Here is a 19,476-nt window from a genome sequence, read left to right as displayed (position 1 = left end):
CTATATGGGCGTGATCGCCGGAACAGATGAACCCTGCCATTCCAGACGCCAGATACCGCCTTGCCGGAGATTCTGAACGAGATCTGGATGGAAGGCGGCAAGGCAGGTCCCGCCAACATGTCTCACGGAAGGATAGATAAAACCGGTCGCGGCGTCTTGCTTGCGGAGTTGCTTCGCCAGCGCCTGCCCGGCAGGATAGGCTAAGGCAGTATCCGGATCGAGCACCGGGTCCTTGCTGAACTCAGCGCCGCGCAGATCGTGAAACGAGCCTATGAAGTCGGCAACGAGCTCCGCATAGTCGGTGACGTTTTCGAACCGTTCGATCGCGGCAAGCTCGCGCGTCAGATGAAACGAGACCTCGCCGAGCGCGGTTTCCGCATCGAACGCACAGTACCAGACGCCCCTGGCATCATCGTTGAAACGATTGCCGCCCGGACGGGTGTAAGCGAACGCCGCATTGATGAAGGTGTAGCCCGGTCTCCCGAAAACCAGTTCGCGCGGATCGAGGTCGGGCAATCCCCCTTGCTGCGCCTGAAGACGGCCGCTGGTGGCCCCTTCGAGTTCCGCAAGGTCCTCCAAATCTCCATGATTCCTGGCCAACGGCATCAGGACCGGTTCCTTGAGCCTGCCTGTCGAAATGAGCCGGATCGGGTCGCGCTGGGAAATGTCAGCGCGCGGCGGGATCGGCATTCAAAGTCCACCGCGCAAAGCGTCGATATGTTGGCGAACCTGCAGCAGCTTCGGAATGCCGCCCTCGATCATTACGTCCAGGGGGCGCCGGCCACCATAAAGCGGCCCTTTGTTCGGCAACCGCACCCATTCATCGGCAAGCGCTTCGGAGAACAGAAGCCGCAGTCCCTTGAAGATGCCGATCAGGGCGCTGATGCGTGTCAGCGAATCCTGGGAGAGAACGCCCTCCCACTCGCCTTTCTTCATGCGGAACCAGGTTCTCTCCGACACGTCGCCGATCAAGGTACAGATCTCGGCGCTGGTCAGATGCCAGATGTCTGCGAGCCTGACGATGCCGGCAACAGCCGCTGGCGTGAGCCGCGCCCGTGCCGAGGCATCCGCCAGATTTGCCGGCAAAGCCTGATTTGCAGGATCGCGAACCGCATAAGCGACACTCATTCCGACCTCCATCACTTGGCAGTCAATATACTGCCAATTGGCAGAAAATTCAAGTCCTGGCTATCTCACAACGCTGCCGATTGCCCACCGCATTCGTATAGCGTGCGTATAGCGTGCAGCATCCGGTTGGATGCGCAAAGGATGCGTCGAATCTTCAGTCGGTCCGAAAATCGATTCCGATTTCCGCCGCGGTAGCGCTGCCATTCTCGTTGCTGCCCCGGCTTTGCCACAAATTATTCACAGGTCCCGGGCCGGCTTTTGACAAAGAGTTTCAATGCCTAACGGCAAACGGCAGGTCGCAAATTCCACAATCTCGTCGCATTGCAGCAAAGTTTCTGCTTGCCTGTGGCACAAATGACCCTAGACTCTCGCCATAGCTCTTTAAGAGGAGGCTATGACATGGGACTGACGAGGCCGATCAACGCATTGATGATTTGTGCTGCGTTTGCATTCATCGGCGCCCTCATTATGGGCGTCCTTCCATAAGGCCGCTGAGCGGGGGAAGACCAGCACAGAATATTCCAAACCATTGAAAAGGCCGGGCATTTTGCCCGGCCCTTTTGCATTCCCCCGATCTTTGACATTTCAAAAAGTGCCTGCCGCCTTACGCCGCGGCTGATCCCGCCGCCTCGACTTCGTGCGACCTGATGCCGATCATGTGGCAAATGGCAAAGACCAGATCGGCCCGGTTCATCGTGTAGAAGTGGAAATCGCCGACGCCGCGCTCGACAAGGTCCAGCACCTGCTCGGCCGCCACGGCAGATGCCACCAGCGCATGCGTTTGCGGATCGTTCTGCAGCCCATCGAAACGCTCGGCCAGCCATGCCGGCACCAAGGCGCCGCACCGCGCCGAGAAGTTGGCGACCTGGGTGAAATTGTGCACCGGCAATATGCCCGGCACGATCGGTATGTAGATGCCGGCCCGCCGTGCCCGCTCGACATAGCGCTCATAGAGATCGTTGTCGAAGAAGAACTGGGTGATCGCCCGCGTCGCGCCGTTGTCGGCCTTGCGCTTCAGCATGTCGAAGTCGGTGGCGAAATCCGGGCTTTCCGGATGCTTTTCCGGATAGGCCGAGACCGATATGTCGAAATCGCCGGCGCCCTTCAACGCGTCGACCAGCTCGGCGCCATTGGCATAGCCTTCCGGATGCGGCCGGTAGGCCGCGCCGACGCCCTCGGCCGGATCGCCGCGCAGGGCGACGAAACGCTTGACGCCCATATCGGCGAACTCTCGGATCACCGCATCGACCTCGTGACGCGCCGCATCGACGCAAGTCATGTGCGCCGCCGGCGTCAGCGTCGTTTCGTTGAGGATGCGCTTGACGGTGCGGGCCGTGCGCTCGCGGGTCGAACCACCGGCGCCATAAGTGACGGAGACGAATTTGGGCTTGAGCGGCTCCAGCCGGGTGACCGTATCCCACAGCCTTGCTTCCATCTCGTCGTTTTTCGGCGGAAAGAACTCGAACGAAACCCTGACCTTGTCGCCGATGTCGGGGCGGCGGGAGAAGCGGAACTGGTTCATCAGGCGGTTTCCCCTATCGGATACGCATTGGCCGGTTGTCTGTCGTTGGAAGGCTCGGCAATCAGCATGCGCCGATCGCGGCCGAGCCAGAGTTTGACGGTGAGCTTGGCCTCGTTGCCGCCGTGCGGCTCGAATTCCTGGCTGTCCTCGAGATTGAGGCCAGCCTCGGAAAACCAGTCGCCGATTTGCCGGTCGGAAAAGCCGAGACGCATATGCGCGTGCTCCTCGCGCAAGAACTCCAGCGTGTGCGGCGCGAAATCGACGATCACCAGCCGGCCGGCCGGGCGCAACAGCCGTGCCGCCTCGCGGATGGCGCGGGCAGGATCGTCGAGATAATGCAGCACCTGATGGATGGTAACGAGATCGAAGGCGTCGCGCTCGACCGGCGGCGCAAAAATATCGCCCTGCCGCACCTGCGCATTCGAAACGCCGGCCTTGTCGAGATTGGCGCGCGCCACCGTCAGCATCTCGCGCGACATATCGATGCCGACACCGCGCCGATAGAGCGGCGAAAAGATCTCGAGCAGGCGCCCGGTGCCGGTGCCGAGATCGAGCATCGACTGGAACGGCCGCTTGCCGACGAGCTTTACGAGTGCTGCTTCGACCGCGCGGTCCGGCACGTGCAGCGAACGGATATGGTCCCAGCTTGCGGCGTTGACCGAGAAGTATTGGGCGGCCCGGTCCTGCCGCTTGCGCTTGACCGCGGCCAGCCGTTCGAGATCACGCTCGACCTGTGGATCGGCGCCGCGGATGCCGGAGACCAGCCTGAGCACGAAATCGCGCGACGTGTCGGAATCCGAAAGCCGGAAGAAGGCCCACGAGCCCTCCTGGTAGCGGCCGATCAGCCCGGCCTCCAGCAGCAATTTCAAATGGCGCGAGACGCGGGGCTGCGACTGGCCGAGGATTTCGGTGAGATCGGAAACGGTTAGATCGCCGCGCGACAGCAGCGCCAATATACGCAGCCGGCTGGATTCGGCTGCCGCCTTCAACGTATCTACCATCGTGTCGAGAGCGACATGCATGCGAGCATTCTCTTTGAAAAGATATAAACATATGTTTATGTCGATTTTGATAGGCTTGCAAGCGCTATGTCGCTTCCGGACAAGAAAATGACGCATGCGTGGCGGATCGCGCAAAGCCGCAAGCATCGAGGCGAGAACCATGTTCGAAACGCGCAGCGGCGAAAAGCTTCTGGAAACCGACCCGGAAACGATGCCGCCGGATGGCCATGTCGTCTTCATCGGCCGCATCGCTTCGCCTTGGACGACACGGGAAACCTGCCCCAAAAACATGAGGGCCGCGCGGGAGACAGGACAGCCGGCGCACTTGGTCATCGACCCGCTCTACCGGGATGGCCTGCTTGGGCTGGAACGCGCCAGCCACGTGATCATCCTGTCCTGGCTGCACCATGCGCCGCGGCAACTGATTGTCCAGAAACCCCGCCATGCAGTTGAACCGAAGGGCGTCTTTTCACTGCGCTCCCCTGCCCGGCCGAACCCAATTGGGCTGCATGTAGCCAGGCTGGTTGCCGTCGACATCGATATCGGCCGCATCGATCTCGACGCCATCGACGTGCTCGACGGCACGCCGGTCATCGACATCAAGCCCTATTTCGCTTCGACCGATGCCTTCGCCGAGGCGACCATGGCCGGGCGGGACGAGTCACCCAGATCGGATGAGCAGTGAGCGCCCCGACCGGCCGCCGCCGCGCCATCGCCAAGGCACTGACAGCGCTCCTGCCGCTGGCGCCCTATGCCGACATGGAAAAGATCCGTGCCGATGCCGGCGCCGTGCATATGAAGACCTTGCCACCGAGCATTGCCGTATGGCTGGCGACAATAGCCCACATCCGCCATATGCACACCGACTACGAAAAGCTGCTGGCCGAAGGCTATGACCGCGATTCCGCGCGCTTCTTCGTCATCGAACAGACCAACATCGTGCTCACCCGCTGGCGCGCCACCCGCTTGCTCGACGATGGCGATGAGGCATAGAGCGATGCAAGCACACGCGTCGAGTTCTACGCTCTTCACCATTGTGATTGGCGAAATCCAGGGATGACAGCCAATCTCGAAAGTTGCAGGACTGAACGAGGCGCTAAACTAGCGTGCCAGCAAGCTCAAGGCAGTCGCGACGATGTCGGCGACCGGACGCGTGCCATCCAAGGTTATTGCCGCCTCGTCCGTCGCTGGCGCCTCCAGCGTGGCGAACTGGCTGTCGACCAGGCTTGCCGGCATGAAGTGGCCCTTGCGATTGCCGACGCGCCGCATCGCCGTTGCCGGGTCGATCTCCAAATAGACGAAAACGATATCCGGGCAAAAGCCGTGCAGGCGATCGCGATAGCTGCGCTTCAGCGCCGAGCAGGCGGCGACCACACGTTGCCCGCTTGCGATCGACGCGGCCATGCGCTGGCCGATCGCGTCGAGCCAGCCTGCGCGCAGCGCGTCGGTAAGCGGTTGTCCGCTCGCCATGCGCGCGACGTTTTCGGGCGGATGCAGCCTGTCGCCTTCGATAAAGAGGGCGCCCAATGCCGCTGCAAGCGCTTCGCCGACGACCGACTTGCCGCAGCCGGCAACGCCCATCACCACGATGGCGGGTATCGTTCGAACAGTGCTCGCCGGCTTATATGACACGTCGTTCCCGGTCATGCAGGTCAGCGGCTTGCCGGCGCGCGGCCATAGAGCAGCAGCATGGCGACGATGACGACGCCGTAGATGATCTGCCGCCCCGCCTCCGGCATCTGCATGACGGAAAGGATGGATTGCAGGAGCGTGATCAGGATGACGCCGGCGACGGTACCGAGATACGAGCCCCGTCCGCCGAGGATCGAGGTGCCGCCGAGCACCACGGCAGCGATCGACGGCAGCAGATAGGCATCGCCCATCGACTGTGCCGCCTTGGAGGCATAGCCGGCCAACAGCACGCCGCCGAAGGCCGAGAGCCCGCCCGAAACCGCAAAGGCGATCATCACCACGCGCCGTGTGTCGATGCCGGAAAGATAGGCGGCACGCTCGCGGTTGCCGATGCCGTAGACAGTGCGGCCGAAGCCGGTGCGGGTCAGCACGAACACCATTGCGGCGCCGATCAGCGCCCAGATGAGAACTGCGTTCGGCACGCCAGGAACGGCAAAGCCGGTCGCCAGATAGCGCATCGCACCGGTTGCCGAATCCTGCGGCGAGAAACCGCCCGTATAGACCACCATCAGCCCCTGCGCGACCGCGTTGGTGGCGAGCGTGATGATCATCGAGGGAATGCGCAGATAGGCGACGCCAATGCCGTTGACGATGCCGATCAGGACACCGCAGAAGATGCCGAACGGAATGGCAAGCGCCACGCCGACAGGGCCGTACGCGGCTGCGGCACAGGCCATCATGGCGCCGACCGCCACCGACCATGGCACCGACAGGTCGATCTGGCCGAGCAGGATGACCAGCATCATGCCGGTGGCGATGACGCCGAGAAACGAGGCCACCTTGAGCTGCTGCAACAGGTATTCAGGCGACAGGAAGCTGCGCGAATAGAGGCTGCCGAGGAAAAGCAGCAGCACGATACAAGCGAACGCCGTCAGCACCGCCGGGTCGGCGCGGCGGAGGAATTTCGGCATGCGGCCGGCGAGACCACTCACAGTCGTTTCGCTCACAGGAACCACTCCAGCCGGTTGCGGACCCGGAACAGGGCGAAGGCGCCGAGGCTGACCGCGATCAGCAGGATGACGCCCTGGAACAGAGGCTGCCAGAGCGGATCGAAATCGAAGACGAACAGCAGGTCGCCGATGGTGCGGAAGGCAAGCGCGCCGAAGATCGCGCCGATGGCGCTGCCCTTGCCGCCGAACAGCGACACGCCGCCAAGCACGACCGCGGCGATTGAAAACAGCGTATAGGCGTTGCCGCTCGCATAGGCCGCATCGCCGGTATAGGTGAAGAACGTCAGGAACAGCCCGCCGATCGCGGCAAGCAGCCCGGCAAGCGCATAGGCGGCGAACTTTCCACGCCGGATCGGCACGCCGGACATGTAGGCCGCCATCTCCGAGGAGCCGGCTGCATAAGCGGCGCGGCCGAGCACCGACCGGCTGAACGGCACCCAGACGACAAGCACGACCGCCACCAGCGCCACCAGGCTCGCCGGCACAATACCAAACAGGCGCCCGGTCAGCGCGTCGGCGAGCCCCTCATTGACCGAGCCGCCCGGAAACGGCCGCAGCAGCAGCGCGATGCCGAAATAGACCGCGCCGGTGGCGATGGTGGCGACGATCGGCTGCAGGCGCCCATAGATAACGATGGCGCCGTTGATTGCCCCGCACAGCAGCCCGGTGCCGAGCACGGCGATGACGCCGAAGGCGGTCTCGATGCCGGTGCCGACGACCAGCCACGACGCCAGGCAGTTGGTCAGCGTGAAGATCATGCCGACGGAGAGGTCGATGCCGGCGGTGATCACCACCAGCGTCTGCGCCATGGCGACGAAGGCGAGCAGCACGCCCTTGTTCGAAGCCGTCTGTACGACGTTGGCGGTGAAGCCCGCCGGATGGTTCGAGGTGTAGATGACGAACATGACGACGAAGATGCCGAACGCCAGCAGCGTTCCGCGCTGTTCGGCAAGCCAGTAGCGCCAATCCTTCACGCGTCCGCTCCTTGCTTTGGCATCTCTTCGTGAATGTTGAGCGCGCTGGCGATCAGCGCCCGCTCGGTGATTTCGGCGCCGACCAGTTCACGCTTCACCGCCCCGTCATAGAGCACCAGCACCCGGTCGCAGCAGCCGATCAGCTCGTCATAGTCGGTCGAATAGAACAGAATTGCCGCGCCCTGGTCGGCAAGCTTGCGCATCAACTGGTAAAGCTCCTGCTTGGTCCCGACATCGATGCCGCGTGTCGGGTCGTTGAGCAGGATGATCCGCGGCTGCCGCATCAGCCATTTGGCGATGACGACCTTCTGCTGGTTGCCGCCGGACAGCGCGCCGACCGGAATGTCGAGGCCGGCCGTCTTGATCGCCAGAAGACCGACCATGTCGTCGATCAGCCGCTGCTCGGCGGCGCGATCGATGATGCCGGCCCTGGACAGCCGGTCAAGGGCGGCGAAGGAGAGGTTTTCGCGCACCGTCATCGGCAGCATCAAGCCTTCGGTCTTGCGGTCCTCCGGGATCAGCGCCATGCCGATCCGGTCATCGCGCGCGGCGGCCGGGCTGGCGATCGCCACCGGCCTGCCGTCGATCAGGATTTGGCCCGACAGGCCGCGCAGCACACCGAAGAAGGCGAGCAGCAATTCGCGCTGGCCCTGGCCGTCGAGGCCGCCAAGCCCTACCACCTCGCCCGCCCCGACCGACAGCGAGACATCGTGCAGCCGATCCGTCCATGACAGGCTGCGCGCCTCGAGAACCGGCGCGGCTGTAGCAGCCGCCCGCGCGGGCTTGGGCGGAAAGATGTGGCTGTATTCGCGCCCGATCATCAGTTCGACGACCTCATTGTCGCTCTTGGTGCCGGCCGCATAGCTGGCGACATTGCGGCCATTGCGGAACACCGTGCACTGGTCGGCCAGCTCGGCGATCTCGTTCATGCGGTGCGATATGTAGAGCAGCGCCAGCCCTTCCGAACGCAACCGCTTCAACACGGCAAAAACCCTGGCGACGTCAGCGGCGGTCAGAGCCGAGGTCGCCTCGTCGAGGATCAGGATGCGTGGCTTGCGCGCCAGTGCCTTGGCGATCTCGACCATCTGCCTTCTTGAAAGAGGAAGATCCTTGACCAGCGCCAGTGGATGGATATCGGAGGCGCCGGCGCGAGCCAGGGCTTCTTCCGCAACGCGGCGCTGTGCCTTGCGGTCGATCATGCCGAAACGCTTGGGCGGATCGGAAATGGCGATGTTGTCAGCCACGCTGAGTTCGGGGACAAGCGACAGTTCCTGGAAGATGCACACGATGCCGGCCTGGTTGGCGGCGGCCGGCGAAGCGAAGGTCACTTCGCTTCCGTCCAGCATCATGCGGCCTTCGTCGGGCGCGACGACCCCCGCCATGACCTTGATCAGCGTCGATTTGCCGGCGCCGTTCTCGCCGAGAATGGCGTGGATGCTGCCTGGAGTGACCGACAGCTCGGCCTTTTCCAGCGCCCGCACGCCGCCATAGCGCTTGGATATGCCTTCCATGCGGAAGAGCGGAACCGCACCGTCCATCGGCCCTCCCCAGGCGCTTGGCAATCAGGATGTCGAGCGCCGACGCCGCGGGATTTCCCGCGGCGTCGGGCTGTTGGAGCTTACTGGTTTTCCTTGCTCTGGCCCATGATTTCCTGCGCCGTGAAATTGATGCCGCAGGTCGGGAAGGAATTGCCGACGAAGAAATTGTCGGACTGGTCGGGGAAGTAATCCTGGCCTGCCTTGAAGTTCGGATCCTCGACGATCGCCAGCGGCAGCTTGACCGCTTGCGGCACGACCTGGCCTTCAAGTGCCGCAATCGCTGTCTTGATGGCAACCGCAACCTGGGCCGGGCCGGTACCGGCCGACGAGCATTTCAGGCCGTCAGCGGCGAACTTGGCGCAGAATTTGCGGAAGCCATTCTCCGTCTCGCCGCCGAACGGCACGAACGGATGCTTGGCATCGATCATCGCCTGCACGATGCCGGTATCGCCGCCCTGCCCGGTAACGCCGTCGAAGGGACCATTGGTGGCAATGGCGTCGGCCGAAGCCTTTTGCGCAACGCCGTCATCCCATTTGCCAACGACCTCGGTGACATCCCACTTCTTGCCGGACGCGTCGAGAACCTCGTGGATGCCGTTGTGACGGTCGGTGTCGACGGACGTGCCGGCGACGCCGCGCACTTCCAGCACCTTGCCGCCGTTCGGCACATGCTTGACCAGCCAGTTGCCCCACAATTCGCCAAGGCCTTTCTGGTCGACATTGACGTTGATGGCATCCTTGGTGTCGAGGATGTTGTCGAAAGCGACCAGCACGACGCCGGCTTCCTTGGCCCGCTTGATGACAGGGCCGAATGCGGTCGGGTTCTGGGCGTTGACGACAATCGCGTCATAGCCGGAATCGATGAAATTGTTGATTGCCGAAATCTGGGCCGGCACGTCTTCGCCGGTCGAGACCACCTTGAATTCCTTGAGCTTGGCCGCGACCTCCGGCTGCGCCGCATAGGCCTTCGCCGTCTGCACCATCTGGATGCGCCACGTGTTGGCGATGTAGCCGTTGGCCAGAGCGATGCGGTACGGGCCGTCTTTTTTGGGGAACTTGAAGAACTGCGTATCGGCAGACCAGGGCGCGAAGCACTCAGGCTCGGCCGATGGCCCCTTGACGATTTCAGGATCGGCGATCGCCGACGAGCTCAGCATGACAAAAGCAGTGGCGGCAACGATACCGCCAACGAGTGACTTGATCATCGATATTCCTCCCAGTTGCAGTTTTGTTTGTTGTTACGTCGATGAATTTGCGCGTTCCCGGCCCGGCACCTCCCGCCTTACCCGTTGCGCGTTCAGGTGGCCGAATGCCGACCCGATTTCCTCCTTTATTGCCCGGCTAATCCCGCAAAAAACTATCATATTATACATAATAAACAAGCATGAGCTGTCGCTTATGTATAATAAACAGACTCCGCTCTTCGAGGCGAAATTCCGACCGTGGAAAGTGGTAGCGCTACCATGACGTTATGTAAAGCGCCATTTACATTGCGTTGAGCTCGCTTCAGCGCGCCGTGCTTTCACGTCGCTTGAGTTCGAAGCCGAGGTCGACGACCCGCTGCTCCGGCCTGTTGCCCTCGATAGCCGCAAGCGCCATAGCGACAGCCCGCCGGCCGATCTCGTAGCGATAGGTCCGAACGCTGGTGACCGACGGGAAAGCAACCTCCATCATGTCCAGATCGTTGAAGCCGACGATGCCGATCGTCTTCGGCACGGCGATCGAAGCGCGATGGCATTCGAACAGCACGCCAAGCGCGATATCGTCATTGTTGCAGAATACCGCGTCGAGGCTCGGCACCTTGGCCAGCGCGTCGCGGAACAATTCGCGGCCGAGTGTCACGCTGGAGGGCACCGGCGTCGTGGTGGTGAGCCTCGGATCGAACAGGCCGGCCGCCTCCATCGCCGCGCGATAGCCGGCAAGCCGCCGCTGCGAACGCGGATCCATGCGCGCGCCGATGAAGCCGATCCGGCGATAGCCCGCCTCGATCAGATGTTCCGCCGCCGCCTTGCCGCCCTCGAAATGTGAGAAACCGACCATCATGTCGACCGGATCGGGCCCGGTCTCCATCACCTGCACGACCGGACAGCCTGCCGTTTCCAGCAGTTTTCGCGAGGCCGGCGTCTGGTCGATGCCGGCCACGATCAGCGCGGCCGGGCGTTGCGGACCAAACACCTGCAGCAGCCGCTCTTCCTCGAGGCCGGAATAGTGGGTGTTGCCGAGCTGGATGCGGAAAGGGCCGTCCGACAGGCTGTCGTAGATGCCGCGCACCACTTCGGCAAAGACGTTGTTGGTAAGCGACGGTACCAGGACGCCAAACACCTCGGCGCGCGCCGACGCCAGCGCCCGCGCATTCGGGTCGGGCACATAGCCGAGCTCGTTCACCGCAGACTCGATCTGGCGGCGCAGATCTTCCGAGACGCGCCCCGGCTCACGCAAGGCGCGCGATACGGTAATGGCGCCGACGCCGGCCTTGCGGGCGACGTCGGCGATGGTCGGGCGGCCGCCGCCGCGGCGCGAGCGCGGCTTGATCACTATACTCGTCCCGACGCCGGGCAACCGCCCAGACGCGACCGTGAGACGATGTTCAGGGTCTTTGCCACTGCTGCCTTGCCAACCCGTTGCCACACCTTGTCTGGCGTCGCGCAGCCCTCGGCTATTGTCAAGCGACCGCCGGAGAGACTGTGCCCGTGTCGCCGTGCTTCAGGCCGTCACAGCAGCGCTCCACCGGGCCTTCCACAGCAGCAGCACCATGGCCAAAATGTTCAGCAGGTTCCAGGCAATGCCGTTGAGGAACGCGGCGGCATACGAACCGGTCAAATCGTAGATCCAGCCCGACATCCAGCCGCCGATTGCCATGCCGAAGATGGTCGCCATCATGACGATGCCGACGCGCTGGCCAGCCTCTTTGGCAGGCATATATTCGCGCACGATGATCGCATAACAGGGCACGATGCCGCCCTGCGACAGGCCGAAGACCAGCGAGACGACATAAAGCGAGGCAAGCCCGTCGAACGGGATGTAGAACAACAGCGACAGGCATTGCAGCACCGAGCCGATCAGCAGGGTTTTGACGCCGCCGATGCGATCGGCAAGGAAGCCCGAGCCAAGCCGACTGACGACGCCCGCCGCCAGCATGATCGACAGCATATCGGCGCCATGCGCCACGCCGTAGCCGAGATCCATGCAGTAGGCGACGATATGGACTTGCGGCATCGACATCGCCACGCAGCAGCCGAGTCCGGCGACGATGAGCAGCGCCTGCAAGGCCGCCGGCGACAGCGAGATCGGCTGGACCAGGCGGCTGCCCGGCGATCCGGGAGCCGCGTGGGGCGGTGCGCCGCGCCGGAGCAGCAGGATCAGCGGCACCATGGTGACCAGGCAGACGACGCCGATCGCGGCATAGGTGAAGCGCCAGCCTTCGGTCTGCATGACATAGGGCATCGCCGTAGGCCAGATCGCTCCGGCGAGATAGTTGCCGGACGCGGCAGCCGTCACCGCAACGCCGCGGCGCCGGTTGAACCAGTGCGAGATGTCGGCAATCAGCGGCCCGAAGATCGCCGACGAGCCGACGCCGATCAACAGGCCCTGGACGAGGGTGAACTGCAGGATCGAACTGGTCAGCGACGCCAGCAGGAAGCCGGCGCCAAGTGTAATCGCGGCAATCAGCGCCGGAACCCAATACCCCACGCGGTCGATGGCGCGGCCGAACAGCACATTGCCGGCGGCAAAGCCGACCATGGTCGCAGTATAGGGCATCGAGGCAGCGGCGCGATCGACGCCGAATTCTGCCTGCACGGCGGGCAGCACCACGACCACCGCCCACATGCCGACCCCGCCTATGGTTGCCAGCAGCATCGAGACGCCGAGCCGTATCCAGGCATAGGCACTGTCGATGCCGGAACTTGCTGCCTGGTTTGAGACGATGGGGGTCAAGAACGTTTCCTGTCCGCAGTTCTTAAATCGGCGGTTCTGACCACTATCAGCGCATTCGCATCGCGGAGCAGCGCCACGACGGGCCAATCCGTGGCTCCAGGGATGCGGGCCGAAGTGGAACAGTGGCGCACCATAGGGCGTTTTCTTTTCGAACGAGCTTGTGGAAGGAGTTTGCCATGACCGCGCAACGGAAATGGTCTGCCGACGTCACCGAGCATAGCGACGCGCTGGATCTCGAGGAGCACATCTTCGAATCCCACGATCCGAGGAAGATCGCCGCCTCGCTGAGGCGGTCGGCCGAGCACAGCGACCGGCGCAAGGCGGGGCCGTTTCAATCCGCCATGTCGATGCTGAATTTCTACATCAACCGCGCCGGCAAGAACCTGCCGGCGGCGCAGAAGAAAGTGCTGGAGGACGCAAAGGACGAACTGCGCGTCCTTTTTGGCCGCCCAAAGGAAGACTAGAATCGGTCACTATTGATTGGTTCTGCCAAATCAGGCTGAACTGGACCTAGTGACAGGGCCTCTTTGTCGCCAGTCTGCAGGCTGGCTTGCATTCGCAAGCCTGCAAAAGCCTGGCGTCATGACGGTCAAGATCGGCATCAATCCCATCACCTGGAGCAATGACGACGTCCCGGCGCTTGGCGGCGACACGCCGCTGCAGACCTGCCTGTCCGAAACCGCACAGGCCGGTTATCGCGGCACCGAGCTCGGCGGGAAATTTCCGCGCCAGGCTGAGGTGCTTGGGCCGCTCCTGTCCTCCTATGGCCTGGAACTCGTCTCCGGCTGGTATGATGGCCGCATCCTCGACCGCACGGTCGAAGAGGAATTCGCGGCGATTACCCCGCATCTGGCGTTGCTGCGCGACCTCGGCGCCAAGATCGTCGTCTACGCCGACACCTCGCGCGGTCGCCATGACGGCATTTTCGCACCGATCTCCGAGCGTCCGCGCCTCGGCGACGGCGACTGGCGGGCCTATGGCGAGAAACTGACCGCCCTCGCCACCCGCATGGCCGCATTCGGGGTCGGCATGGCCTTCCACCACCACATGGGCACCATCGTCGAGACGGACGATGAAGTTGACAGGCTGATGGCGGCGACGGGGCACAGCGTCGGACTGTTGTTCGATACTGGCCACTGCCTGTTTTCGGGCGGCGACCCGCAATCGCTGTTGCAGCGGCATCTCGATCGTATCGTGCATTTCCATTGCAAGGATGTTCGCAGGGCGGTCCTGGAAAAGGCACGCCGCGAGGACATGAGCTTCATGGCGGCGGTAGTGGACGGCATTTTTACCGTGCCCGGCGATGGCTCGGTCGATTTCCTGTCATTGCTGAAACCCCTCGCCGCGCGCGGCTATGAGGGTTGGATCGTTGTCGAGGCTGAGCAGGATCCGGCCAAGGCGCATCCGCTGACCTATGCCAGCAAGGGCTATTTCTCGCTGCTCGCCACCGCCCGGCAGGCCGGCTTCGAAGTGGCAACGCGGCAGGCAAACTGACCGGCCCGCATTGCGAGCCGGAGGAACATAATGGGCGCGCGCCTCGATGGGGTTAGCGACGCGAATGCGCCCGGCGATCCGCGCCGCCTTGCTCCCTGCGCGGCGCGGATCGCAGAATCCCGGCTCTGGATTTCAAACCCCGACGTTCGAGCTTGAGGCCGGCCGGAAGCCGTGCCTTGATGCAACCGAGGAGGAGCGACATGGCTTTCGAAGCTGCGCTTGGCATGGAACGGCTTTGCACCATCCGGGAGATTGCCGAGAAGGCGGAACTTGGCGCCGCCACCGTTCATCGCGCGCTGAAGAACAGCCGCGAGGTCCACCTCGAAACCAGGCGACTGGTGCTTGATACCGTCTGTCGGCTCAACGAGGAAAAGATCGCCCGCGCCGCCCGGTTCGTCGGGGAATAGTGCCTTGGCCGACCACATGCGCCTTTCCCTCGACATCATGTCGGTCGACCGCGCTTCGGAAGAACCGATGCATCGTCAGATCTACGGCGCCTTGCGACGCTTCATCCTTGACGGCCAAATCCCGCAGAACACGCTGCTGCCGTCGACGCGCTCGCTGGCCGAAGACCTCAAGGTCGGGCGCAACACGGTCATCGCCGCCTATGACCAGCTCCTTGCCGAAGGTTTTATCGAGGCGCGCGCCGGATCGGGCACCTGGGTAGCGCCGATCCAGCAGAACCGTCCCTTGGCATCGCTGCGCGCCGGACTGGCAGCGCCGCAAAAACTGTCGCGGCGCGGCCAGACCATCGTCAACGGCCCGCAACCGCCGCGTAATGCCGGCGTCATCAATTTCCATCCCGGCGTGCCTGAAACGGCGTCGTTTCCATTCACCATCTGGTCAAGCCTTCTGGTGCGCAATGCACGCAGCCGCGACGAGAGCCTGCTTGGTTATCTCTCCTTTGCCGGCCACCCCGGCCTGCGTCAGGCCATTGCCTCGACCATCGGCCTGTCGCGCGGCATCAGCTGCACCGCCGACCAGGTGATCATCGTCACCGGTGCGCAGGCAGCGCTCGATCTCGTCTCGCGCGTGCTGATGGACGAAGGCGACCATGTCTGGATGGAGGAGCCCGGCTATCTCGGCGCCAAGAGCGCCTTTCTCGCCAGCGGCGCCAGGCTGGCACCGTTGAAGGTCGACCGGCGTGGCTGGCATCTTGCCGATCCGGAGCTGCCGCCGCCGCGGCTGATCTATGTGACGCCATCCTGCCAATGGCCGTTCGGCACCATCATGCGCATCGAGGAGCGATTGCAGTTGCTCGACATCGCCGAACGCAACGGCGCCTGGATCGTCGAGGATGACTATGACGGCGAATACCGGTTCCGCGGCCGGCCGGTGCCGGCGCTGCGCGGGCTCGATCATGCCGACCGCGTCGTCTATATCGGCAGCTTCGGCAAGACGCTGATCCCGGCGCTGCGCATCGGCTATCTGATCGTGCCGCGCGAACTGTCGGTGCCGTTCGACCGGGCGGTGAGCATCACCGGCCAGTTCGCGCCGCTGATCCTGCAGGCAACGGTCAACGATTTCATCACGCAGGGCTATTTCGCCACGCACCTCAAACGCATGCGCCGGCTCTACGCGCGCCGGCAGGCGAACTTCGTCAAGCTGTGCCAGGAGCATCTGGCGGAATGGCTGACCGTCACGGAAAACGATTCCGGCATGCAGCTGCTGGCGAGCTTCGTCAGGCCCTACAAGGACAGCGACGTGGTCGCCGCCGCCGTCAAGGAGGGGCTCGACGTCCAGGGCATCTCGATCAACTACCATTCCACAGAACCCGAGCACGGCCTGCTGCTCGGCTATGCGGCAATGGACGAACGCCAGATCCTGCGCGCGGTGCTGGCGCTGCGCGCCGCGTTCCTAAGGTTGGACAGAAGCTAGAGCCAGGCTTCCCCAATCCGGGCTTTCCGGCGCCGGCGCATGTTGCCTGGCAAGATCGGGAATCCCTAGGATCCCGGCTAGCGACGCCGATGCAGCCAAGGCAGCGCCCGCTTCAATCTCTTGGGGCGAAGAGATCGCCCCCATGGATCAGCCGCGCGCGCTTACCCTACTGCTTGATCTCGGGTTCGACGAGCTTCGCCAGATTTCGCAGCGACTCCTGCCAGCCGAGATAGCAGGCCTCAACCGGGATTGCGTCTGGAATACCGGCCTGCGTGATATTCACATCGGTGCCGACCGACACTTTCTTCAATGTCACAGTCACCTCGATCTCGCCGGGCAGGTTGGGGTCGTCGAACCGGTCGGTGTAGCGCAGCTGCTCATTGGGCACGAGCTCGACATATTCGCCGCCGAACGAGTGGCTGTCGCCGGTGGTGAAGTTGCGGAAGGACATTTTGAACGTACCGCCGACTTTCGCCTCGAAGTGATGAACCGTGCAGGTGAAGCCGTTCGGCGGAAGCCATTTCGCAAGTGCATCCGCTTCGAGGAACGCGCGGTAGACTTTCTCCGGGCTGGTTGTCAGAACGCGGTGCAGACGTACGGTGCCGGGCATATCGTTAATCCTCCGTGTTGGTGATCGATGCCCCTAGGACGAGCGGGAGCCCGGCCTATCCGACACGGGCCTGCGGATTTTTTGACGACCGGTTATGCCGGCCGGAATCCTCGCCCGGCCGCCGGACAAGGAACTCGGCCGCAGGGTAGCAAACCGCGTCGGAACTGGTCTAGTTCACACTGTCGAACTTCTGCAGATCAACCGGTGCCGCTTTGCGCAATTCGACATCATCCAGCGAAGCATTTTCCAGCGCCACCCGCGCCGCCGCGTCGATGTTGTGGATCATGTCCTGAATATCGGTATCGTCATGCGCCGGGTTCATGGCGATCATCACCGTGCGATTGAGGATGTCGAGCGAGCGCTTGCCGAGGTCGTCGGCGTAATCCAGCCGCAGGCCCTGGTTCTCGGGCAATGCATAAGGATTGAGCGCCGGATGATGCGCCCCTTCATGCATCAGCACCTGGTCCCACTGGGTGAAATTGTGACGGCCGGTCTTGCCGGCAACGACGCTCGGAATGGTCTTCGAAAAAGTCTGCGCCGCCTGCTCGCTCGGCAGTAGGTACATCACCTGTGCGGCGCAATCGTCGTCCGGGCTGTTCATCGGCGACGGTGTCAGACCGAGATTGCCGAGATGGCGGGTGCCGGCCAGCACCATCTTCTTCTCGGCGCGCATCGCCTCGATGATGCCGTCCAGTCGATCGAGTTGGACGTTGAGCATCGCCCCCATCAGTTCGGAAGCACGCGCGCCGATGCCGGCGAAGGGTTTGATGCTGTCGCTTCTGCCCTGCCAGTAGAAATGGCAAGGGTCGATGGCGCAGCGCGCCCGCTCCGCCACTTTCGGGTCGCTGGTGGCAATGCCGCCGCCCTCGCCCGAGGTCATGTTCTTGAAGTAGTTGAAGGAATAGGCGCCGGCATGGCCGATCGAGCCGAGCTTGCGGCCCTCATAGCCGCCGCCGATGCCTTGGCAGACATCCTCGAGCACCAGCAAGCCGCGCTTGGCAGCAATGTCCATGATCGCATTCATGTTGCAGGCCGCGCCCCACATATGCACCGGGATGACCGCCCTGGTGCGCGGCCCGATGGCATCGCGCAAGGCGACGGGATCGATGGTCAGGCTCTCGTCGATGTCGACGATGACGGGAATGGCCCCGACCGACAGCACCGCGGTCGCTGTCGCCATATAGGTGTGCGCGGGCACCAGGACCTCGTCCCCCGGACCGATGCCGAGCCCGATCAGGCCGGCCGCGAGCCCATAGGTGCCGCTGGCAGCCAGTGCGAAATGCTCGACGCCAAGATGCTGCGCATAGCGGGCCTCGAAGCGGTCGCATTCGCTGTCCTTGCCGTAACGAAACAGCGCGCCCGAGCGGATCACCCTGGCAATGGCTTCGATTTCCTCTTCGCCGGCGGTGTACATGGCAGGCCTCCAAGTTACTTGGTAGTTTGGGTCACTTGGTAATGTGGGTCGCTTGATGGTGTGGACAGCTGTAGGCTTGTCGGCACAGTTTGGAAGAACCACTCCGCCGCTATTCGACCAAGCCATCTGCGCCCGGAAGACGGTTCCTATGAGTGGTTTTGAACCCTGATTGGGGAAATCGGCAGCTAAGTGTCTCAGCCGGCAGGCAAATCGTACCCATCCGAATTCGCCAAAGTGGCCCTGTCGGAAAGCCAGCTTTCGGCGTTCCATTCCGGCCAGTTGGGCAAACGGTTGGTTCCATGAAATACGGGACACACTTTGGAAGACCCTCGAGACCGGCGCGCCGGCGGAAAGGCCGACATTCGTGAACGCCGCCGGCTCCAGCAAACGGATCGTGCTCCACGAGGACGATGTCGGCATGTGCCACGGCGCCAACAGCGCCTTTCTCGAATTGAACGGGCTAGGTGTCTGCAGTTCCGGCGCGGTGATGGTGCCGTGCCCGTGGTTCCTCGAAATGGCCGAAAGCGCCGCAGCCAACCCTGGCCTTGACCTTGGCGTCCACCTGACGCTGAACAGCGAGAAACAGCACTACAAATGGCGGCCGCTGACCGCGCCGTCGCGGGCGGCCGGCCTGACCGACGAGTTCGGCTTCTTATGGCCCGACGTGGCGACCACGCGCCGCAAGGCGGTGCCGCAGGCGGTCGAGGCCGAGCTTCGCGCCCAGATCGACACCGCCTATCGCGCCGGCATCGACGTCACCCACCTCGACGCGCATATGGGCGCAGCATTGTCGCCCGAATTTTGCGACATCTACATCAAGCTCGGGCTCGAATATCAGCTGCCCGTGCTGCTGACCAAGACCCTGTCCGCTTATTCCCCCAACGACAATCTGGTCGGCGTCACCGAGGAGGCGTTCCAGCGCGGCGTGGCGCTGGCCCGCGCCGGCGGCTTTGCCATTTTCGACGCCGCCATCCAGACGACCTGGGGCCGGCCGCGCTCCAGGCCGATCGAGCCCGTTTACAAAGCGCTCATCGAGGGTGTGCGCGAGGGCCTGACTTTCTTTTGCCTGCATTGCAACGCGCCCGGTGAACTCGAGCTGATCGAGCCGCGCTCCGCCTATATCCGCACCGAAGAGTACGAGCTGTTCCGCGACCAGGGCTTTCGCGACTGGCTCGCCGCACAGCCGATCGATGTCATCGGCATGAAGCCGTTGCGCGAGGAGCTTCGCGCAGCACTCTCGGCCGGGCGATCGTCAACATCAGCCCGCGGCAACAACGCGGGCGAACAGCGATTGACGTCGGCAAAGGCCCGCAAAGCGGCCACCCGATCCGCGACGTGA

Annotated in this window: 20 protein-coding genes; 7 read left to right on the top strand and 13 right to left on the bottom strand. The window is 63.3% G+C overall.

The features are described 5' to 3' along the window. From NKI01_RS21150 to NKI01_RS21135, 4 genes are all read right to left on the bottom strand, one after another. A complete protein-coding gene (locus NKI01_RS21150; protein WP_352609101.1) occupies positions 1-690 on the bottom strand; it encodes an RES family NAD+ phosphorylase in 690 nt (229 codons plus the stop codon). After that, entirely contained in the window at positions 691-1,128 is a 438-nt protein-coding gene (locus NKI01_RS21145) for an antitoxin Xre/MbcA/ParS toxin-binding domain-containing protein (RefSeq protein ID WP_352495783.1), read from the bottom strand. A 604-nt stretch (positions 1,129-1,732) separates the two neighbouring features. Then, on the bottom strand, positions 1,733-2,650 hold the full coding sequence (gene metF / locus NKI01_RS21140) for a methylenetetrahydrofolate reductase [NAD(P)H] (protein ID WP_023676795.1): 918 nt from the start codon (positions 2,648-2,650) through the stop codon (positions 1,733-1,735). Then, positions 2,650-3,672, bottom strand: coding sequence for an ArsR/SmtB family transcription factor (locus NKI01_RS21135; RefSeq protein WP_352495782.1), 1,023 nt, complete (start codon positions 3,670-3,672; stop codon positions 2,650-2,652). The genes metF and NKI01_RS21135 overlap by 1 nt, the downstream gene beginning before the upstream one ends. Before the next feature lie 139 nt (positions 3,673-3,811). Here NKI01_RS21135 and tsaA point away from each other — a divergent pair, with 139 nt between their 5' ends. Both tsaA and NKI01_RS21125 read left to right on the top strand, forming a co-directional pair. After that, complete coding sequence (gene tsaA, locus NKI01_RS21130) at positions 3,812-4,336, top strand: tRNA (N6-threonylcarbamoyladenosine(37)-N6)-methyltransferase TrmO (RefSeq protein WP_352495781.1); 525 nt, start codon at positions 3,812-3,814, stop codon at positions 4,334-4,336. Then, the gene (locus NKI01_RS21125) at positions 4,333-4,644 is read left to right on the top strand and encodes a DUF2293 domain-containing protein (protein WP_352481556.1); all 312 of its coding nucleotides are present in this window, start codon (positions 4,333-4,335) and stop codon (positions 4,642-4,644) included. The genes tsaA and NKI01_RS21125 overlap by 4 nt, the downstream gene beginning before the upstream one ends. A 108-nt stretch (positions 4,645-4,752) precedes the next feature. Here NKI01_RS21125 and NKI01_RS21120 read toward each other — a convergent pair whose 3' ends face one another. The 7 genes from NKI01_RS21120 to NKI01_RS21090 all read right to left on the bottom strand — a co-directional run bounded on the left by NKI01_RS21120 (position 4,753) and on the right by NKI01_RS21090 (position 12,741). Next, positions 4,753-5,298: a gluconokinase gene (locus NKI01_RS21120; RefSeq protein WP_352964507.1), complete on the bottom strand. Its 546-nt coding sequence runs from the start codon at positions 5,296-5,298 to the stop codon at positions 4,753-4,755. A 5-nt stretch (positions 5,299-5,303) separates the two neighbouring features. Further along, the gene (locus tag NKI01_RS21115; RefSeq protein ID WP_352495779.1) at positions 5,304-6,290 is read right to left on the bottom strand and encodes an ABC transporter permease; all 987 of its coding nucleotides are present in this window, start codon (positions 6,288-6,290) and stop codon (positions 5,304-5,306) included. Next, on the bottom strand, positions 6,287-7,267 hold the full coding sequence (locus NKI01_RS21110; RefSeq protein WP_023721232.1) for an ABC transporter permease: 981 nt from the start codon (positions 7,265-7,267) through the stop codon (positions 6,287-6,289). Before NKI01_RS21110 ends, NKI01_RS21115 begins: the two co-directional genes overlap by 4 nt. After that, a complete protein-coding gene (locus tag NKI01_RS21105) occupies positions 7,264-8,805 on the bottom strand; it encodes a sugar ABC transporter ATP-binding protein (protein ID WP_352481559.1) in 1,542 nt (513 codons plus the stop codon). Before NKI01_RS21105 ends, NKI01_RS21110 begins: the two co-directional genes overlap by 4 nt. A gap of 80 nt (positions 8,806-8,885) precedes the next feature. Continuing rightward, the gene (locus tag NKI01_RS21100; protein ID WP_352481560.1) at positions 8,886-10,010 is read right to left on the bottom strand and encodes a sugar ABC transporter substrate-binding protein; all 1,125 of its coding nucleotides are present in this window, start codon (positions 10,008-10,010) and stop codon (positions 8,886-8,888) included. 301 nt (positions 10,011-10,311) lie between these two features. Then, a complete protein-coding gene (gntR, locus tag NKI01_RS21095) occupies positions 10,312-11,340 on the bottom strand; it encodes an HTH-type transcriptional regulator GntR (protein ID WP_352481561.1) in 1,029 nt (342 codons plus the stop codon). Positions 11,341-11,508: 168 nt separating this feature from the next. Continuing rightward, a complete protein-coding gene (locus NKI01_RS21090) occupies positions 11,509-12,741 on the bottom strand; it encodes an MFS transporter (protein ID WP_352964504.1) in 1,233 nt (410 codons plus the stop codon). A 176-nt stretch (positions 12,742-12,917) separates the two neighbouring features. Here NKI01_RS21090 and NKI01_RS21085 point away from each other — a divergent pair, with 176 nt between their 5' ends. The 4 genes from NKI01_RS21085 to mocR all read left to right on the top strand — a co-directional run bounded on the left by NKI01_RS21085 (position 12,918) and on the right by mocR (position 16,113). Beyond that, entirely contained in the window at positions 12,918-13,205 is a 288-nt protein-coding gene (locus tag NKI01_RS21085; protein WP_352481563.1) for a DUF3175 domain-containing protein, read from the top strand. A gap of 118 nt (positions 13,206-13,323) precedes the next feature. After that, positions 13,324-14,235 carry a myo-inosose-2 dehydratase gene (gene iolE, locus NKI01_RS21080; protein WP_352481564.1) on the top strand — a complete coding sequence of 304 codons (912 nt, stop codon included), beginning with the start codon at positions 13,324-13,326 and terminating at the stop codon, positions 14,233-14,235. A 200-nt stretch (positions 14,236-14,435) separates the two neighbouring features. Further along, positions 14,436-14,642, top strand: coding sequence for a LacI family DNA-binding transcriptional regulator (locus tag NKI01_RS21075; protein WP_352964501.1), 207 nt, complete (start codon positions 14,436-14,438; stop codon positions 14,640-14,642). A 4-nt stretch (positions 14,643-14,646) separates the two neighbouring features. Beyond that, positions 14,647-16,113 (top strand): rhizopine catabolism transcriptional regulator MocR, encoded by a 1,467-nt coding sequence (gene mocR, locus NKI01_RS21070; RefSeq protein WP_245274662.1) that lies wholly within the window; start codon positions 14,647-14,649, stop codon positions 16,111-16,113. A 166-nt stretch (positions 16,114-16,279) separates the two neighbouring features. On the opposite strand, the gene NKI01_RS21065 is transcribed toward mocR, so the two are convergent. After that, positions 16,280-16,723 (bottom strand): SRPBCC family protein, encoded by a 444-nt coding sequence (locus NKI01_RS21065; RefSeq protein WP_352495776.1) that lies wholly within the window; start codon positions 16,721-16,723, stop codon positions 16,280-16,282. A gap of 169 nt (positions 16,724-16,892) precedes the next feature. Continuing rightward, positions 16,893-18,137, bottom strand: coding sequence for a DegT/DnrJ/EryC1/StrS family aminotransferase (locus NKI01_RS21060; RefSeq protein WP_023721241.1), 1,245 nt, complete (start codon positions 18,135-18,137; stop codon positions 16,893-16,895). 364 nt (positions 18,138-18,501) lie between these two features. Between NKI01_RS21060 and NKI01_RS21055 the strand changes: the two genes are divergently transcribed. Further along, positions 18,502-19,476: a polysaccharide deacetylase family protein gene (locus NKI01_RS21055; protein WP_352908842.1), complete on the top strand. Its 975-nt coding sequence runs from the start codon at positions 18,502-18,504 to the stop codon at positions 19,474-19,476.

Source organism: Mesorhizobium sp. M0815, from assembly GCF_040319995.1.
Lineage (GTDB): Bacteria > Pseudomonadota > Alphaproteobacteria > Rhizobiales > Rhizobiaceae > Mesorhizobium.
This window is presented reverse-complemented; position numbering and strand designations above follow the sequence as displayed.

Excerpts from the sequence above, each read along its gene's own strand:
- NKI01_RS21075 (WP_352964501.1), top strand. The coding sequence starts at position 14,436 with ATGGCTTTCGAAGCTGCGCTTGGCATGGAACGGCTTTGCACCATCCGG.
- NKI01_RS21085 (WP_352481563.1), top strand. The coding sequence starts at position 12,918 with ATGACCGCGCAACGGAAATGGTCTGCCGACGTCACCGAGCATAGCGAC.
- iolE (WP_352481564.1), top strand. The coding sequence starts at position 13,324 with ATGACGGTCAAGATCGGCATCAATCCCATCACCTGGAGCAATGACGAC.
- tsaA (WP_352495781.1), top strand. The coding sequence starts at position 3,812 with ATGTTCGAAACGCGCAGCGGCGAAAAGCTTCTGGAAACCGACCCGGAA.
- NKI01_RS21105 (WP_352481559.1), bottom strand. The coding sequence starts at position 8,805 with ATGGACGGTGCGGTTCCGCTCTTCCGCATGGAAGGCATATCCAAGCGC.
- NKI01_RS21100 (WP_352481560.1), bottom strand. The coding sequence starts at position 10,010 with ATGATCAAGTCACTCGTTGGCGGTATCGTTGCCGCCACTGCTTTTGTC.
- metF (WP_023676795.1), bottom strand. The coding sequence starts at position 2,650 with ATGAACCAGTTCCGCTTCTCCCGCCGCCCCGACATCGGCGACAAGGTC.
- NKI01_RS21065 (WP_352495776.1), bottom strand. The coding sequence starts at position 16,723 with ATGCCCGGCACCGTACGTCTGCACCGCGTTCTGACAACCAGCCCGGAG.
- NKI01_RS21135 (WP_352495782.1), bottom strand. The coding sequence starts at position 3,672 with ATGCATGTCGCTCTCGACACGATGGTAGATACGTTGAAGGCGGCAGCC.
- NKI01_RS21150 (WP_352609101.1), bottom strand. The coding sequence starts at position 690 with ATGCCGATCCCGCCGCGCGCTGACATTTCCCAGCGCGACCCGATCCGG.
- NKI01_RS21145 (WP_352495783.1), bottom strand. The coding sequence starts at position 1,128 with ATGAGTGTCGCTTATGCGGTTCGCGATCCTGCAAATCAGGCTTTGCCG.
- NKI01_RS21060 (WP_023721241.1), bottom strand. The coding sequence starts at position 18,137 with ATGTACACCGCCGGCGAAGAGGAAATCGAAGCCATTGCCAGGGTGATC.
- NKI01_RS21120 (WP_352964507.1), bottom strand. The coding sequence starts at position 5,298 with ATGACCGGGAACGACGTGTCATATAAGCCGGCGAGCACTGTTCGAACG.